The sequence below is a fragment of the Acinetobacter johnsonii ANC 3681 genome, assembly GCF_000368805.1.
Lineage (GTDB): Bacteria > Pseudomonadota > Gammaproteobacteria > Pseudomonadales > Moraxellaceae > Acinetobacter > Acinetobacter johnsonii.
Map to the genome: position 1 here is coordinate 38,694 of NZ_KB849703.1, position 13,610 is coordinate 52,303.

At 43.2% G+C, this 13,610-nt stretch carries 22 protein-coding genes; 1 reads left to right on the plus strand and 21 read right to left on the minus strand.

Annotated elements, in window-relative coordinates:
• Positions 1-481 precede the first annotated feature (481 nt).
• Both F946_RS00450 and F946_RS00455 read right to left on the minus strand, forming a co-directional pair.
• The gene (locus tag F946_RS00450; protein ID WP_004977893.1) at positions 482-868 is read right to left on the minus strand and encodes a protein YgfX; all 387 of its coding nucleotides are present in this window, start codon (positions 866-868) and stop codon (positions 482-484) included.
• A gap of 5 nt (positions 869-873) precedes the next feature.
• Complete coding sequence (locus F946_RS00455) at positions 874-1,131, minus strand: FAD assembly factor SdhE (protein WP_004977895.1); 258 nt, start codon at positions 1,129-1,131, stop codon at positions 874-876.
• A 192-nt stretch (positions 1,132-1,323) separates the two neighbouring features.
• On the opposite strand from F946_RS00455, the gene F946_RS00460 reads away from it, so the two are divergent.
• A complete protein-coding gene (locus F946_RS00460; protein ID WP_004977897.1) occupies positions 1,324-2,496 on the plus strand; it encodes an acyl-CoA dehydrogenase family protein in 1,173 nt (390 codons plus the stop codon).
• A 35-nt stretch (positions 2,497-2,531) separates the two neighbouring features.
• On the opposite strand, the gene F946_RS00465 is transcribed toward F946_RS00460, so the two are convergent.
• The 19 genes from F946_RS00465 to rplN all read right to left on the minus strand — a co-directional run bounded on the left by F946_RS00465 (position 2,532) and on the right by rplN (position 13,567).
• Positions 2,532-3,323 (minus strand): alpha/beta fold hydrolase, encoded by a 792-nt coding sequence (locus F946_RS00465; RefSeq protein WP_004977899.1) that lies wholly within the window; start codon positions 3,321-3,323, stop codon positions 2,532-2,534.
• A 131-nt stretch (positions 3,324-3,454) separates the two neighbouring features.
• On the minus strand, positions 3,455-4,945 hold the full coding sequence (locus F946_RS00470) for a flavin-containing monooxygenase (protein ID WP_004977900.1): 1,491 nt from the start codon (positions 4,943-4,945) through the stop codon (positions 3,455-3,457).
• Between the two features lie 194 nt (positions 4,946-5,139).
• Positions 5,140-5,505 carry a 50S ribosomal protein L17 gene (gene rplQ, locus F946_RS00475; RefSeq protein WP_004691290.1) on the minus strand — a complete coding sequence of 122 codons (366 nt, stop codon included), beginning with the start codon at positions 5,503-5,505 and terminating at the stop codon, positions 5,140-5,142.
• An 18-nt stretch (positions 5,506-5,523) separates the two neighbouring features.
• The gene (locus F946_RS00480) at positions 5,524-6,531 is read right to left on the minus strand and encodes a DNA-directed RNA polymerase subunit alpha (RefSeq protein ID WP_004691292.1); all 1,008 of its coding nucleotides are present in this window, start codon (positions 6,529-6,531) and stop codon (positions 5,524-5,526) included.
• A 16-nt stretch (positions 6,532-6,547) separates the two neighbouring features.
• Positions 6,548-7,174 (minus strand): 30S ribosomal protein S4, encoded by a 627-nt coding sequence (gene rpsD / locus F946_RS00485; protein ID WP_004691294.1) that lies wholly within the window; start codon positions 7,172-7,174, stop codon positions 6,548-6,550.
• 12 nt (positions 7,175-7,186) lie between these two features.
• Positions 7,187-7,573 carry a 30S ribosomal protein S11 gene (gene rpsK / locus F946_RS00490; RefSeq protein ID WP_001040166.1) on the minus strand — a complete coding sequence of 129 codons (387 nt, stop codon included), beginning with the start codon at positions 7,571-7,573 and terminating at the stop codon, positions 7,187-7,189.
• 19 nt (positions 7,574-7,592) lie between these two features.
• On the minus strand, positions 7,593-7,949 hold the full coding sequence (gene rpsM / locus F946_RS00495; RefSeq protein ID WP_004691296.1) for a 30S ribosomal protein S13: 357 nt from the start codon (positions 7,947-7,949) through the stop codon (positions 7,593-7,595).
• A gap of 107 nt (positions 7,950-8,056) precedes the next feature.
• The gene (gene rpmJ, locus F946_RS16935; RefSeq protein ID WP_000867907.1) at positions 8,057-8,173 is read right to left on the minus strand and encodes a 50S ribosomal protein L36; all 117 of its coding nucleotides are present in this window, start codon (positions 8,171-8,173) and stop codon (positions 8,057-8,059) included.
• A gap of 19 nt (positions 8,174-8,192) precedes the next feature.
• On the minus strand, positions 8,193-9,512 hold the full coding sequence (secY, locus tag F946_RS00500) for a preprotein translocase subunit SecY (protein WP_171054269.1): 1,320 nt from the start codon (positions 9,510-9,512) through the stop codon (positions 8,193-8,195).
• A 45-nt stretch (positions 9,513-9,557) separates the two neighbouring features.
• Positions 9,558-9,998 (minus strand): 50S ribosomal protein L15, encoded by a 441-nt coding sequence (gene rplO / locus F946_RS00505; RefSeq protein ID WP_004691300.1) that lies wholly within the window; start codon positions 9,996-9,998, stop codon positions 9,558-9,560.
• Positions 9,999-10,001: 3 nt separating this feature from the next.
• Complete coding sequence (gene rpmD, locus F946_RS00510; protein WP_004691302.1) at positions 10,002-10,178, minus strand: 50S ribosomal protein L30; 177 nt, start codon at positions 10,176-10,178, stop codon at positions 10,002-10,004.
• Positions 10,179-10,184: 6 nt separating this feature from the next.
• On the minus strand, positions 10,185-10,682 hold the full coding sequence (gene rpsE, locus F946_RS00515) for a 30S ribosomal protein S5 (protein ID WP_004691304.1): 498 nt from the start codon (positions 10,680-10,682) through the stop codon (positions 10,185-10,187).
• Between the two features lie 2 nt (positions 10,683-10,684).
• Entirely contained in the window at positions 10,685-11,035 is a 351-nt protein-coding gene (rplR, locus tag F946_RS00520; RefSeq protein WP_004650473.1) for a 50S ribosomal protein L18, read from the minus strand.
• A gap of 14 nt (positions 11,036-11,049) precedes the next feature.
• On the minus strand, positions 11,050-11,583 hold the full coding sequence (rplF, locus tag F946_RS00525; RefSeq protein WP_004691306.1) for a 50S ribosomal protein L6: 534 nt from the start codon (positions 11,581-11,583) through the stop codon (positions 11,050-11,052).
• A 13-nt stretch (positions 11,584-11,596) separates the two neighbouring features.
• Positions 11,597-11,992, minus strand: coding sequence for a 30S ribosomal protein S8 (gene rpsH, locus F946_RS00530; RefSeq protein WP_004691308.1), 396 nt, complete (start codon positions 11,990-11,992; stop codon positions 11,597-11,599).
• A 12-nt stretch (positions 11,993-12,004) separates the two neighbouring features.
• Positions 12,005-12,310 (minus strand): 30S ribosomal protein S14, encoded by a 306-nt coding sequence (gene rpsN, locus F946_RS00535; RefSeq protein WP_004691309.1) that lies wholly within the window; start codon positions 12,308-12,310, stop codon positions 12,005-12,007.
• Positions 12,311-12,319: 9 nt separating this feature from the next.
• Positions 12,320-12,856 (minus strand): 50S ribosomal protein L5, encoded by a 537-nt coding sequence (rplE, locus tag F946_RS00540; protein WP_004691311.1) that lies wholly within the window; start codon positions 12,854-12,856, stop codon positions 12,320-12,322.
• Between the two features lie 15 nt (positions 12,857-12,871).
• Positions 12,872-13,189 (minus strand): 50S ribosomal protein L24, encoded by a 318-nt coding sequence (rplX, locus tag F946_RS00545; RefSeq protein WP_004691313.1) that lies wholly within the window; start codon positions 13,187-13,189, stop codon positions 12,872-12,874.
• A 9-nt stretch (positions 13,190-13,198) separates the two neighbouring features.
• Positions 13,199-13,567 (minus strand): 50S ribosomal protein L14, encoded by a 369-nt coding sequence (gene rplN / locus F946_RS00550; RefSeq protein ID WP_004657680.1) that lies wholly within the window; start codon positions 13,565-13,567, stop codon positions 13,199-13,201.
• Between the last annotated feature and the right edge of the window lie 43 nt (positions 13,568-13,610).

Here is a 13,610-nt window from a genome sequence, read left to right on the forward strand (position 1 = left end):
TGACAAACATAGCAGAAGCATTTTCCGAAGAAAAGAGTATTTACTCTAAATCAGACCACTACTCTGCCATGAAATAAAAAGCGGAAAATTGACTAAAATGACGCCTCAACTTTTTTTTAGGCAAAAAAAAGTAGCATAGCGACGGTTCGGCACATGCTACTTATCAACTGGGAAGCCTAGCTAGGCTTTGTTTGGTGCAAATCGTTCCTTCAGCACAGTTCCTAATCGTCCTATAACAATCGCTAACACAATTGCTACCACTAGAAACATCCAAGTTGGGATCATCATACGATTTTCCTTGTTTGCTGTTGGTGATTTGAATGTACATTTTAAGATCAAAAAACTGTAGGAAAGTTGTCTGACAATCCAAAAAAGCACATCAGTTTCTTCAGATATGTCAGACAACAGAAAATGAGATATGGTTATATTTATTATTTTTCAATAGTTTAGATGGATATTACGAATTAAAATTGTCCAACAATTATTGCATTTTAGTGAGTATTTTCAGGGCTTTCCATTGCGTGATGGGTAACTGATCACACCAAACCAACATCGGTTTTGCTCTAAAGTGTTGAAAATAAATCACAATATAAGCACGATGATCAACAATATGGCTGATTTGCACTCGTTGCACATTGGTTTGTTTCTGAAGTGACAAAGACCAATCACGGCCATCTAAATGCTGAAGCTGAAAATGTTGCGGCCCACGTAGAAAAAACAAATACAGCACAAAGCCAGCAACCAAAGTGATCAGCCACAGTCCAAAAGGAAGTAGCTGATACAAGACCAGCATCAGAACGGCATAAATCGACAACTGAAACACATAAGCCAAACGGCTGGGTTTAAGTTGAAAATGACGATGTTCCATTGCACTTATCCGTGTACATAATGCTTTAATTTTTGAATCAAGGTTTTCATTTCAGGGCGTGGTGGTTCAGAAACTTCCATAAACCAATCCAGCAAATCTGGATCTTCCTGTTCAACCAATGCCGCAAACATGGCCTTTTCCGCAGGATCTGCCTGAAGATAATAATTTTTCACATAAGGGTCAAAGTACACATCAATTTCTTTTAAACCACGACGTGCACGATAGATTACTTTACGCTCTTCTAAGCTCATTTCTTCAGTCATTATATTCCCCAAATTAATTGAAACGGCTTAGTTTAACCGATCACACCGCCCTCGCCACTAGTTAAATGTCGCAATTTTAACAACTGGCAAAACTCATCAAAAAATCAAATAGATTTGAGCATTCAGTCCATTGTCGCATGTCCTGCTTTTCACTACTCTCTTAGCAAAATAACAACATCAGGATGAGCTTCCATGCAATCAGGCGCAATTCGCCCTTTAAACAATATGCTACCGCGCAACTTATTTAATGCTGAACACGAGGCATTTCGAGAAACTGTGCGAAAGTTTTATGCCAAAGAAGTTGTTCCAAATATTGAAAAATATGAACAACAGCAGCATGTAGATCGTGAGCTATGGAATAAAGCAGGTGCCATGGGGCTACTGTGTGCCACCATGCCTGAAGCTTATGGTGGCTCAGGTGTAGACCGCTTGTACAGTATGATTTTGATTGAGGAGCAAGCCTATGCCATGGATTCCTCAACTGGATTTTCACTACACTCGGACATTGTCGCAAACTATATCAATAACTTTGGCAGTGAAGCACAAAAACACTATTGGTTAACGCGAATGGCTTCGGGTGAAACCGTCACAGCCATTGCGATGACTGAACCCGGCACAGGCTCAGACTTGCAAGCGGTACGAACAACGGCTGTTTTAGACGGGGATGACTACATTATCAATGGCTCTAAAATCTTCATTACCAATGGCTATCTCTGCGATATGGCGATTGTGGTCTGTAAGACAGGCAATAACGAAAAAGGTTCAGCCAATCTCTCTTTAATCATCGTTGAAGCTGATCGTGCAGGCTTCAGTAAAGGTAAACCTCTCAATAAAATTGGAATGAAAGGACAAGACACCTGCGAATTGTTTTTTGATCATGTACGCGTGCCCAAAGAAAACTTGCTCGGTATGGAAGGCATGGGCTTTATGATGCTGATGAAAGAACTGGCTTGGGAGCGCATGTTGGTGGCCATTATCTGTCAAGCAGGTGCAGAAGCAGCACTTGCGCATACTGTTCAATACACCAAAGAGCGTAAAGCTTTTGGAAAAACAATTTCAAGCTTTCAAAATACTCGCTTTAAACTGGCAGAGTTACGCACAGAAATCGATTTTTGCCGTGCTTACCTTGACCGTTGTATGCAATTGCAACTGGAAGAGAGTCTCGGGATTGATGCCGCTGCAGCAGCCAAATATAAAATTTCCGAGATGTTTTCTAAAGTTGTCGATGAATGTCTACAACTGCATGGTGGCTATGGTTATATGCTGGAATACCCGATTGCACGAGCTTATCTAGATAATCGTGCCAATCGCATTTATGCAGGAACCAATGAAATTATGAAAGAGTTAATTTCCCGTTCACTCTAAGATCAAAAAGCCCCTCTTTCGATGGGCTTTTACTTTTAACAATGTGCTCGATGAAACTCCGCAATCAAAGCAACCAACAACTCTGGTTGCTCTTTATGTGGCATATGATGTAAACCTTCTAAAATGTGCAGTTCAGCCTGCCCTGACACCCCTTCAAAAATCTGCTGGGGTTGTGCCGTACTGCCGTATTCATCCAGTTCACCATGAATAACTAACGTTGGACAACGCACACCATCAATCACACTGGCCAAATTCCAATCTTGGAAAATGGGCGACAGCCATGTTTCAGTCCATGCATCAAGCACCCACTGCGCCTTTTCAGGGTGATATTTCTCTAAACGTTCCATTTGTCCCGCTTGTTGAAAGCCAATTTTTGCTTCACTTATACCCGCCAGTGTCAGCGCTTCAACCGCATACTGTGCAGAGATTGAAATTAATCCTTGGCAACGCTCTAGATAAGCCGCAGCAATCGCAACAGACATCCCCCCACCCACGCTATGCCCGAGGATGACAAAATCCTGGATCGAAAAATAATCCAATACAGCTTTAAAGGTCTGTTCTGCTTCAGTGATGACAAAACTATGCGCCAGTGGCTGTGTACTCGCATCAGATAGACCAAAACCTAAGCGATCATAGGCATAGACCACACGCGCAGTCGCTTGTGCCAGTCGGGCAGGAAAATCCCGCCACAAAGCCACACAACCTAATGAGTCGTGCATTAAAATAATCGGAGCTAATGCGTGATCTGCTGCATCAGTGTGCCATTTCTTGGCATGAATCATGTTTGACACAGATGGGACTTGGTAACTTTGTTCTAAGATATTCAAAATATTCCCTATCTTTTAAGTTTTTAAAATCATCCACCAGTCCTACAGTTTAAGAAAGTAAAAACAGAACACCCTAAAGTCATTTCCATAAAAAAGGAGCGTTACGCTCCTTTTAAAATCAACCACTCAGCCTAAGACACCAGTTTAGGTTTCTGGTTCAATGCTGCATCACGTTTAGCAAATTTCAGGACTCCATCCTCAAAAGAAGCACTTTTCAATGTTTTCCGATCCGCAAGATAATTATTGCTGACTTTCCATGGCGCATGTTTACCCTGTTTTGGCATCACATTAGCGGCACGTGCAATATAACCCGAACTCAAACTACCCATAACCGTATCATCCATGAGCTCTGTCGCATCCCCCTGCGGGATTACTTCTACCCACTGCTTTTGATCCATATAGTTGAGTAAACGACAAATATATTCAGCAGCAATATCCACTTTCAAGGTCCATGACGCATTAATATAGCCAATAATCATCGCCATATTCGGTACATCACTCACCATCACGCCCTGATACAGCATATGTTTAGAGGTATCTAACGGTTTGCCATCAATGGTTGCTTGTATACCACCCAAGATTTGAATTTCTAGACCTGTGGCTGAGACGACAATATCGGCCTCTAAATGCTGACCAGACTTTAATTGAAGACCGCTTTCGGTAAAGCGCTCAATCTGATCTGTTTCAACACTGGCTTGACCTGAACGAAGAATTTTAAATAAATCACCATCTGGCACCACACATAAACGTTGATCCCAAGGATTATATTCTGGGGTGAAGTGTTTCATGTCCACTTTACCTTTGAGCTGCATCTTAATCGACTGTAGCAGCAGTCGGCGTAGCAATTTCGGTTGCTTCTGCGCGAGTGCATAAATCCCGCGCTGCATCCCAATATTACGTGCACGGGTCAGCTTATAAGCCACATCTTCAGGTAACACTTTACGCATTTTGTCATACACAAAATCAATCGATGGTACCGAAGCAATATAGGTTGGAGAGCGTTGTAGCATAGTGACATGCGCCGCCCCACCTTTGGCCATCGCAGGCACCAGTGTAATCGCTGTCGCACCACTACCAATAATGACGACTTTTTTACCTGTATAATCTAATTTTTCAGGCCAAAACTGTGGATTTACAAACTCGCCTTTAAATACTTCTTTATTTGGAAAATCAGGTTGGTAGCTTTGGTCGTAGTTATAATAGCCTGTACAGCCAAACACAAAATTTGCAATCCAGTTTTCTTTTTTGCCTTTTGCATTCTCAATCACGACCTGCCACTTTTTCTGAGCAGAATCATAATTGGCGCTGAGTACACGATGCTTAAAATGAATTTTTTCTTTGAGTTTCTGTTCATCAATGACTTCCGCCAAATAGCCCTTAATCGAAGAACCATCTGCCAAAACGCTGGCTTGTTGCCACGGTTTAAAATTAAAACCAAAGGTCGACATATCGGAATCAGAACGAATACCTGGGTATTTAAACAAATCCCATGTTCCACCAAAGCTGTCACGACGTTCAATAATTTCAAACGAACGTTGTGGACAATACTTGGTTAAATGTGCCGCAAGGCCAATGCCTGAAATACCAGCACCTACAATGAGCAGATCGACGTGCTTATCCATGTTGTTTTTATCCTGTCTTATATTCTGTTCTTATTAAACCATAAAACTGACAATACACAATGTCAAGTTTAAGCAGATCTTTCGTAAAATATGTCACTACAGGCCAAAATACAAAGATTGTCGAACAAAACCCATAAAAAAAGACCAGTGAAACACTGGTCTTTTTCTAAGAACAACTGAACAGTTCTACGAAATTATTTAACTTCGCGATCTACTAGTTCAACGTAAGCCATCGGCGCAGCATCACCTGCACGGAAGCCCGCTTTAAGAACACGTAGATAACCGCCGTTACGTTCTTTGTAACGAGGGCCAAGAACGGTAAATAATTTACCAACAGTTGCTGCTGAACGAGTACGAGCAAACGCTAAGCGACGGTTTGCAACAGTATCGTTTTTAGCTAAAGTGATTAAAGGCTCAGCTACACGACGTAACTCTTTTGCTTTAGGCACAGTTGTTTTGATCAACTCGTGCTCAAACAAAGAGTTAGCCATGTTTTGAAACATCGCTTTACGATGGCTGCTTGTACGGCCTAATTTCACACCACTATTACGATGACGCATGGTGATAGTCCTACTTAATTAACGGCTACGATAGGCGAAACGATCGTCCATACGGAGACTAGCTGGTGGCCAGTTCTCTAAACGCATGCCGAGTTGTAAGCCTTTTGAAGCCAGAACATCTTTGATCTCAGTAAGCGATTTTTTACCAAGGTTAGGAGTTTTGAGTAACTCAACCTCAGTGCGCTGTACAAGATCACCAATGTAGTAAATGTTTTCTGCTTTCAAACAGTTAGCAGAACGAACAGTAAGCTCTAGATCATCTACTGGACGAAGCAAAATCGGATCAACTTCTTCACGAGGTTCTTGAGCAACAGGAGCTTGATCTTTCTGAAGGTCAACAAAAATTGCAATTTGTTGTTGCAAGATTGTTGCCGCTTTGCGGATCGCTTCTTCAGGATCAACTGTACCGTTGGTCTCAAGATCAATGACCAATTTATCAAGGTCTGTACGTTGTTCTACACGAGCGTTTTCCACTGTGTAAGACACACGTTTGATTGGGCTATAAGAAGCATCTAACTGTAAGCGACCTACAGGGCGAGTTTCGCCTTCTGGGAAACGCGAGTCAGAAGTTTCATAACCACGACCTTGAGAAACTTTCAAGCGCATTTTTAATGAGCCTGAAGCACTTAAAGTACCGATCAAATGTTCAGGGTTAACCACTTCAACATTATGAGGTAAACGAAGGTCAGCGGCAGTTACGTCGCCAGGACCTTGTTTCTCTAATGTCAAATAAGCTTCATTTTGATCGAACAGCTTAATAGACAATCCTTTTAGGTTCAGCAAGAGCTCGACGATGTCCTGCTGCAAGCCTTCCAAAGTACTGTACTCGTGCTCGACACCTTCAATCTCAACTTCAACCACAGCAGCGCCAGGTAAAGAAGAAAGAAGGATGCGACGTAAAGCATTGCCCAGAGTATGACCAAAGCCACGCTCTAAGGGTTCTAGAATAACTTTTGCCGAGGTCCCGCTAACCGCTTCGACCTTGATCGCTTGCGGAGTTAGAAACTCATTTGCAGTACGCGTCATATTGCTACCTCAAGGATTATTTAGAATACAATTCTACAATCAAGCTTTCGTTGATTTCAGCAGGTAAATCTGAACGATCTGGTGCAGCTTTAAACGTACCTTCCAACTTAGAATGGTCAATTTCCATCCAAGAAGGAATACCACGTTGTGCAGCTAATTCAACTGCATTTTTGATACGCAATTGTTGTTTAGCACCTTCATGCACAGCAATTACATCACCAGCTTTAACTTGGATAGACGCGATGTTAACACGACGGCCATTCAAAGTGATCGAGCGGTGAGATACAAGCTGACGAGCTTCTGCACGTGTAGAACCAAAACCCATGCGATAAACGACGTTATCAAGACGGCTTTCAAGCAGTTTCAACAAGTTTTCACCAGTTGCGCCTTTCACACGAGCAGCTTCTTTATAGTAATTACTAAATTGACGCTCTAAAACACCGTACATACGACGTACTTTTTGTTTTTCACGTAATTGTAGTGAGTACTCAGATTGTTTGCCACCACGCGCTCCGCCATGTTGGCCAGGAGCTTTAGCAGCTTTTTTAGTTTTGACGTCAAATGGTTTAACGCCAGATTTTAATTGCAGGTCTGTCCCTTCGCGGCGAGAGAGTTTGCATTTTGGACCAATATAACGAGCCATGAATGTTTCTCCTTACACGCGACGTTTTTTAGGTGGACGGCAACCGTTGTGCGGGATTGGCGTCACATCGGTAATGCTGTTAATTTTATAACCCACTGCACCTAAAGCACGAACCGCAGATTCACGACCAGGACCAGGACCTTTTACAAGGACGTCCAAGTTTTTCAAACCGTAGTCTAAAGCAGCTTTACCAGCAACTTCAGCAGCTACCTGAGCAGCAAACGGAGTTGATTTACGTGATCCACGGAAGCCTTGTCCACCAGAGGTAGCCCAAGCCAGTGCATTACCTTGACGATCGGTAATAGTCACAATGGTGTTATTAAAAGAAGCGTGAATGTGTGCAACACCTTCAGAGACGGTACGAGTGACCTTCTTGCGTGTGCGAGTATCTTTAGCCATCTTTTAGCTTCCAGAAATCTTATTTCTTAATAGGTTTGCGCGGACCTTTACGGGTACGTGCGTTAGTTTTGGTGCGTTGTCCACGGACAGGCAAGCTGCGACGATGACGAAGACCGCGGTAGCAGCCTAAATCCATTAAACGTTTAATGTTCATGGAAATTTCGCGACGTAAATCACCTTCGGTCGGAACCTTAGCAACTTCTGCACGAATCGCATCAAGCTGAGCGTCATCTAATTCACGGATCTTTGTAGTCGGCGCAATACCAACAGCAGCCAAGATATTCTTAGCAGTGTGGCGACCTACACCAAAGATGTACGTTAGAGAGATAACAGCATGCTTGTTATCCGGAATGTTTACACCGGCAATACGAGCCATTCAATTTTCTCCAAAAAGGCAGTTAAGACAATCAACCGCCCCACAAAAATCTTGAGGGGCGGATAATAACCTAATTAGCCTACTGAAATCAACAGGTCTTGATCAGATTAACCTTGACGCTGCTTATGACGAGGTTCTGCGCTACAAATTACGCGAATAACCCCATTACGACGGATAACTTTACAGCTACCACAAATTTTCTTTACAGAAGCTTGTACTTTCATGATGAAACCTCAAGTGCGCTTATCCCTTAGGATGAGCAGTCGTTTTTCTCATTAACGTTTGATTATCGTACTGATGCGAGGTGAGATGTGCTTGCAGCTGAGCCATAAAGTCCATCACTACCACCACAACAATAAGCAAAGAGGTACCACCTAAAGAGAATGGAATACCAAATGAGCTTTGTAAAATCATCGGCATTAAGCAAATGATGGTGATATAAATCGCGCCAATAAATGTCAAACGGTTAAGAATATGATCTAAGTAACGAGCAGTTTGCTCACCTGGACGAATACCAGGTACATAAGCCCCGCTGCGTTTCAAGTTTTCCGATACTTCTTTCGGGCTAAATACAAGCGCTGTATAAAAGTAACAGAAAAAGATAATTAACGCACCAAAGAGCACCAAATACAACGGCTGACCAGGCGAAAGCACCAATGCCAAATCTTGCAAACTACGTTTGATAATACCCGCATTCGGATCTGCACTACCCACCCATTGCCCTAAGCTCGCAGGGAACAAAAGCAATGAACTTGCGAAAATCGCAGGGATCACACCCGCCATATTAATTTTTAATGGCAAATGTGACTGTTGTGCAGTAAATACACGACGTCCTTGTTGTTTTTGAGCATAGTTTACTGGAATACGACGTTGCGCCTTCTCAATAAACACAATTGCAGCTAATACAGCCAGAGACAACACGCCAAAAATTACCAAGCCGATTAGACTGGTTTGACCATTATCTACTGATGATATTGATTGCAGAATTAAATTCGGCAAACCTGCAACAATACCGGCGAAGATGATCATGGAAATACCATTGCCCACCCCACGTTCGGTAATTTGCTCACCTAACCACATCAAGAACATTGTACCTGCAACCAAAGAGGTTACAGCTGGTACGTAGAAAGCCAGACCTGCAGTTAAGGTAATCCCTTGACTGATCAGACCAGCACACATCCCAATTGCCTGCACGAGTGCAAGGAACAATGTACCCTGTCGCGTATATTGATTAATCTTACGCTTGCCTTGTTCGCCTTCTTTCTTTAAAGCTTCCAGCGAAGGAATAACTGTAGACATTAACTGCACGATAATCGATGCAGAAATGTACGGCATAATCCCAAGAGCAAGAATGGACATACGCTCTAATGCACCACCTGAAAACATGTTAAACAAACCAAGGATCGTGCCTTGGTTTGCATTAAAAAGATTTTCAAGTGCGGCATTATTAATGCCTGGTACTGGAATATGTGCTCCTAGTCGAAAAACCAATAATGCACCGATGAGAAACATCATGCGGCGAATAATTTCACGGTATTTCACATGAAATGGCTGGCCTTTCATCATATTGACATGACCTGAAGAACTAGGAGACATAGACACTAGCGATTACTCCTCGACTTTACCGCCAGCAGCTTCAACAGCAGCTTTAGCGCCTTTAGTCACAGCAACACCTTGAACAGTGAATGCACGAGTAATTTCACCAGAAAGTACGATACGAGCACGTAACATATCTTTACGTACAACGTTTGCAGCTTTTAAAGTTTCTAGGCTAACGATGTCGCCTTCCACTTTAGTAAGCTCAGATAAACGTACTTCAGCAGTTTTCAAAGCGATTTGGCTAGTGAAACCGAATTTAGGTAAACGACGATATAACGCAGTTTGACCGCCTTCAAAGCCTGGACGAGTACCACCGCTCTTACGTGAATTCTGACCTTTGACACCACGGCCACCAGTCTTACCAACACCAGAACCGATACCACGGCCTAGACGACGATTTTCACGTTTTGCACCTTCAGCAGGTGCAAGCTCATTTAAACGCAGAGTCATGGCTTATTCCTCTACACTAACCATATAGTAGACTTGGTTGATCATACCACGGTTAGAAGGCGTATCTTGCACTTCTACAGTATGACCAATACGACGCAGACCTAAACCTTGTAGGCTAAGCTTGTGATTTTTCAAGCGATGCGCAGAAGATTTAGTCTGGGTAACTTTAATCGTTTTCATGATTGATTACCCTTGAATTTGTTCTACTGTAAGACCACGTTTCGCAGCAACCTTCTCAGGAGAAGTCATATCACGCAGACCGTTAAAAGTCGCGTTTACTACGTTTGCAGCGTTAGTAGAACCATAACATTTTGTTAATACGTTACGTACGCCTACAGCTTCTAAAACTGCACGCATAGCACCACCAGCGATTACACCAGTACCTTCAGAAGCAGGCTGCATGTAAACACGGCTTGCACCGTGACGCGCGTTAATAGGGTGCTGTACAGTACCGTTAACAAGGTCAACAGTAATCATGTTGCGACGAGCAGCTTCAAGTGCTTTAGAAATAGCAGCTGGAACTTCACGTGCTTTACCACGACCAAAACCTACACGACCATTACCATCACCAACCACAGTCAATGCTGTGAAAGAGAAGATACGACCACCCTTAACAACTTTGGCTACACGATCAACGGCAACCAGCTTTTCAACAAGACCTTCGTTTTGTTCAACTTTAGCCATGATTAGAACTCCAAGCCGTTTTCACGAGCAGCATCAGCCAAGGCTTTGATACGACCATGATATTTGAAACCAGAACGGTCAAATGCAACTTTAGTAACACCAGCTGCTTTAGCGCGTTCTGCGATTAAAGCACCTACTTTAGTAGCTGCTTCAACGTTACCAGTTGTGCCAGCACGTAAAGTAGCATCTAAAGTTGAAGCTTGCGCTAAAACTTTGCCACCATCTGCTGAAATAACTTGAGCGTAGATGTGACGCGGAGTGCGGTTTACACACAAACGAGTCGCACCCAACGCACGGATGTGCAAGCGTGTGCTTTTCGCACGACGCAAACGGGATTGTTTCTTTTCGTTCATAAGAACCTCGCGCCTTATTTCTTCTTAGCTTCTTTACGAAGTACAACTTCGTCAGAATAACGAACACCTTTACCTTTATAAGGCTCTGGTGGACGGTAACCACGGATATCTGCAGCAACCTGGCCTAAACGTGCTTTATCAGCAGATTTAAGAACAATTTCAGTTGCTGTAGGAGTTTCAGCAGTTACACCTTCAGGAAGCGTATAGTCGATCGGGTGAGAGAAACCAAGGTTAAGGTTAACAATGTTACCTTTAACCGCAGCTTTATAACCAACACCGATAAGTTGTAACTTACGTTCGAAGCCTTCGCTCACACCTTTTACAAGGTTGTTAAGCACAGCGCGAGCAGTACCAGCTTGCATCCAAGCGTCTTTCGACTCAGCTTTTGGAGCAATCGCTAAAATACCGTCTTCCTGTTTAAGCTCGACCAGCGCATGCAGGGTGAAAGACAAAGTACCTTTGCTACCTTTCACTTCGACCTGCCGGCCGTTCTGAGTAACTGTTACACCGTTAGGTACAGTTACTGGGGCTTTAGCCACACGAGACATGAGGAATCACCTATTAAGAAACAAAAGCAATAACTTCACCACCGATACCTGCAGCACGTGCAGCGCGATCAGTCATGATGCCTTTACTTGTAGAAACAATTGCAATACCTAAACCTTGCTTAACGCTCGGAAGTGCATCTTTACCGCGATACTGACGTAAACCTGGACGGCTTACGCGTTTCACAGTTTCGATAACTGGTTTGCCTTCGAAATACTTTAAAGTCAAAGTAAGAGTTGCTTTGCCTTCAGCATCCGCAACTTCTACGTTTGAAATGTAACCTTCTTGTTGAAGAACGTTTGCAATAGCAACCTTCAACTTAGAGTTAGGCATAGAAACGGTTTGTTTCTTTGCCATTTGCGCGTTACGAACACGAGTTAACATGTCGGCAACGGTATCTTGCATACTCATCTATAGCGCTCCTTACCAGCTTGCCTTAACAACGCCCGGTACATCACCTTGCATTACTGTATCGCGTAATTTGTTACGGCTTAAACCGAACTTACGGAAGTAACCATGAGGACGACCAGTTAAACCACAACGGTTACGTAAACGTACTGGAGACGCATTACGTGGTAATGCTTGGAATTTCATCATCGCTTCGAAACGCTCTTCGTCGCTAGCATTTACGTTTGCAATAACAGCTTTTAATTCAGCACGTTTTGCAGCGTATTTAGCAACAGTAGCTTCGCGTTTCAATTCGCGATTAATCATACTTTTCTTAGCCATATCGACCTCTTATTTGAACGGGAAGCCGAATGCACGCATAAGCGCACGGCCTTCGTCATCGGTGCGAGCAGTCGTAGTGATGGTAATATCCATACCACGAATACGATCAATCTTATCAAAATCGATTTCAGGGAACATGATTTGTTCCTTAAGACCCATTGAGTAGTTGCCACGACCGTCAAATGATTTCGCAGAGAAACCACGGAAGTCACGGATACGAGGGATCGCAATCGAGATTAGACGGTCTAAGAATTCGTACATGCGTTCGCCGCGTAAAGTAACTTTACAACCAATCGGCCAACCATCACGGATTTTGAAACCAGCGATTGATTTGCGAGCTAACGTAAGAACTGGTTTTTGACCAGCGATAGCTTGCATATCAGCAAGAGCACCATCAAGGAGTTTTTTGTCAGCAGCAGCTGCGCCAACACCCATGTTGATCGTGATTTTAGTAATGCGAGGAATATCCATCACATTTTTAACGGCTAAAGTCTCTTGTAATTGAGCCTTAAGTTCGTCGTTGTAACGCGTTTTAAGTCTGGCCATTGCCTTTTCAACCTATTACTTCGCTACCGCCACTGATTCACCATTTGACTTGTAAACGCGAGTTTTCACGCCTTCAGTCACTTGGTAACCAACACGGTCAGCCTTTTGGGTTGTAGCATTAAAAATTGCCACGTTAGAGATATGAAGCGAAGCTTCTTGTGTAACTACAGCGCCTTCAGCACCTGTTGCACGGTTCGGCTTTTGATGCTTCTTAACCAAGTTAAGGCCTTCAACCATAACACGGTCATTTGAAACAGACAGAACAGTACCCTGTTTGCCTTTTTCTTTACCTGCGATCACAATAACTTGATCGCCTTTTTTAATCTTAGCCATGATTGCCTCTTATAGAACTTCAGGAGCCAGTGAAATAATTTTCATGAACTGTTCAGTACGAAGTTCACGAGTCACTGGTCCGAAAATACGAGTTGCAATCGGCGCTTTGTTGTTGTTCAAAATAACAGCAGCGTTATCGTCGAAACGAATCACTGAACCGTCTGGACGACGGATACCGAATTTTGTACGAACTACAACAGCATTCATCACGTCACCTTTTTTAACACGTGCGCGTGGAATAGCTTCTTTTACAGTAACTTTAATAATGTCGCCAACAGAAGCATAACGACGGTGTGAACCACCAAGTACTTTAATACATTGTACGCGGCGAGCACCACTATTGTCTGCTACGTCTAGCATACTTTCGGTTTGAATCATTGCCCTACTCCAAAACCGAGCATCACCGGTCACAATTTCGAAA

Coding starts and splice junctions, on each gene's coding strand:
- F946_RS00450 (WP_004977893.1), bottom strand. CDS start 868: ATGGAACATCGTCATTTTCAACTTAAACCCAGCCGTTTGGCTTATGTG.
- F946_RS00455 (WP_004977895.1), bottom strand. CDS start 1,131: ATGACTGAAGAAATGAGCTTAGAAGAGCGTAAAGTAATCTATCGTGCA.
- F946_RS00460 (WP_004977897.1), top strand. CDS start 1,324: ATGCAATCAGGCGCAATTCGCCCTTTAAACAATATGCTACCGCGCAAC.
- F946_RS00470 (WP_004977900.1), bottom strand. CDS start 4,945: ATGGATAAGCACGTCGATCTGCTCATTGTAGGTGCTGGTATTTCAGGC.
- rplQ (WP_004691290.1), bottom strand. CDS start 5,505: ATGCGTCATCGTAATAGTGGTGTGAAATTAGGCCGTACAAGCAGCCAT.
- F946_RS00480 (WP_004691292.1), bottom strand. CDS start 6,531: ATGACGCGTACTGCAAATGAGTTTCTAACTCCGCAAGCGATCAAGGTC.
- rpsD (WP_004691294.1), bottom strand. CDS start 7,174: ATGGCTCGTTATATTGGTCCAAAATGCAAACTCTCTCGCCGCGAAGGG.
- rpsK (WP_001040166.1), bottom strand. CDS start 7,573: ATGGCTAAAGATACTCGCACACGCAAGAAGGTCACTCGTACCGTCTCT.
- rpsM (WP_004691296.1), bottom strand. CDS start 7,949: ATGGCTCGTATTGCCGGTGTAAACATTCCGGATAACAAGCATGCTGTT.
- rpmJ (WP_000867907.1), bottom strand. CDS start 8,173: ATGAAAGTACAAGCTTCTGTAAAGAAAATTTGTGGTAGCTGTAAAGTT.
- secY (WP_171054269.1), bottom strand. CDS start 9,512: ATGAAAGGCCAGCCATTTCATGTGAAATACCGTGAAATTATTCGCCGC.
- rplO (WP_004691300.1), bottom strand. CDS start 9,998: ATGACTCTGCGTTTAAATGAGCTTGCACCTGCTGAAGGTGCAAAACGT.
- rpmD (WP_004691302.1), bottom strand. CDS start 10,178: ATGAAAACGATTAAAGTTACCCAGACTAAATCTTCTGCGCATCGCTTG.
- rpsE (WP_004691304.1), bottom strand. CDS start 10,682: ATGGCTAAAGTTGAACAAAACGAAGGTCTTGTTGAAAAGCTGGTTGCC.
- rplR (WP_004650473.1), bottom strand. CDS start 11,035: ATGAACGAAAAGAAACAATCCCGTTTGCGTCGTGCGAAAAGCACACGC.
- rplF (WP_004691306.1), bottom strand. CDS start 11,583: ATGTCTCGTGTGGCTAAAGCCCCAGTAACTGTACCTAACGGTGTAACA.
- rpsH (WP_004691308.1), bottom strand. CDS start 11,992: ATGAGTATGCAAGATACCGTTGCCGACATGTTAACTCGTGTTCGTAAC.
- rpsN (WP_004691309.1), bottom strand. CDS start 12,310: ATGGCTAAGAAAAGTATGATTAATCGCGAATTGAAACGCGAAGCTACT.
- rplE (WP_004691311.1), bottom strand. CDS start 12,856: ATGGCCAGACTTAAAACGCGTTACAACGACGAACTTAAGGCTCAATTA.
- rplX (WP_004691313.1), bottom strand. CDS start 13,189: ATGGCTAAGATTAAAAAAGGCGATCAAGTTATTGTGATCGCAGGTAAA.
- rplN (WP_004657680.1), bottom strand. CDS start 13,567: ATGATTCAAACCGAAAGTATGCTAGACGTAGCAGACAATAGTGGTGCT.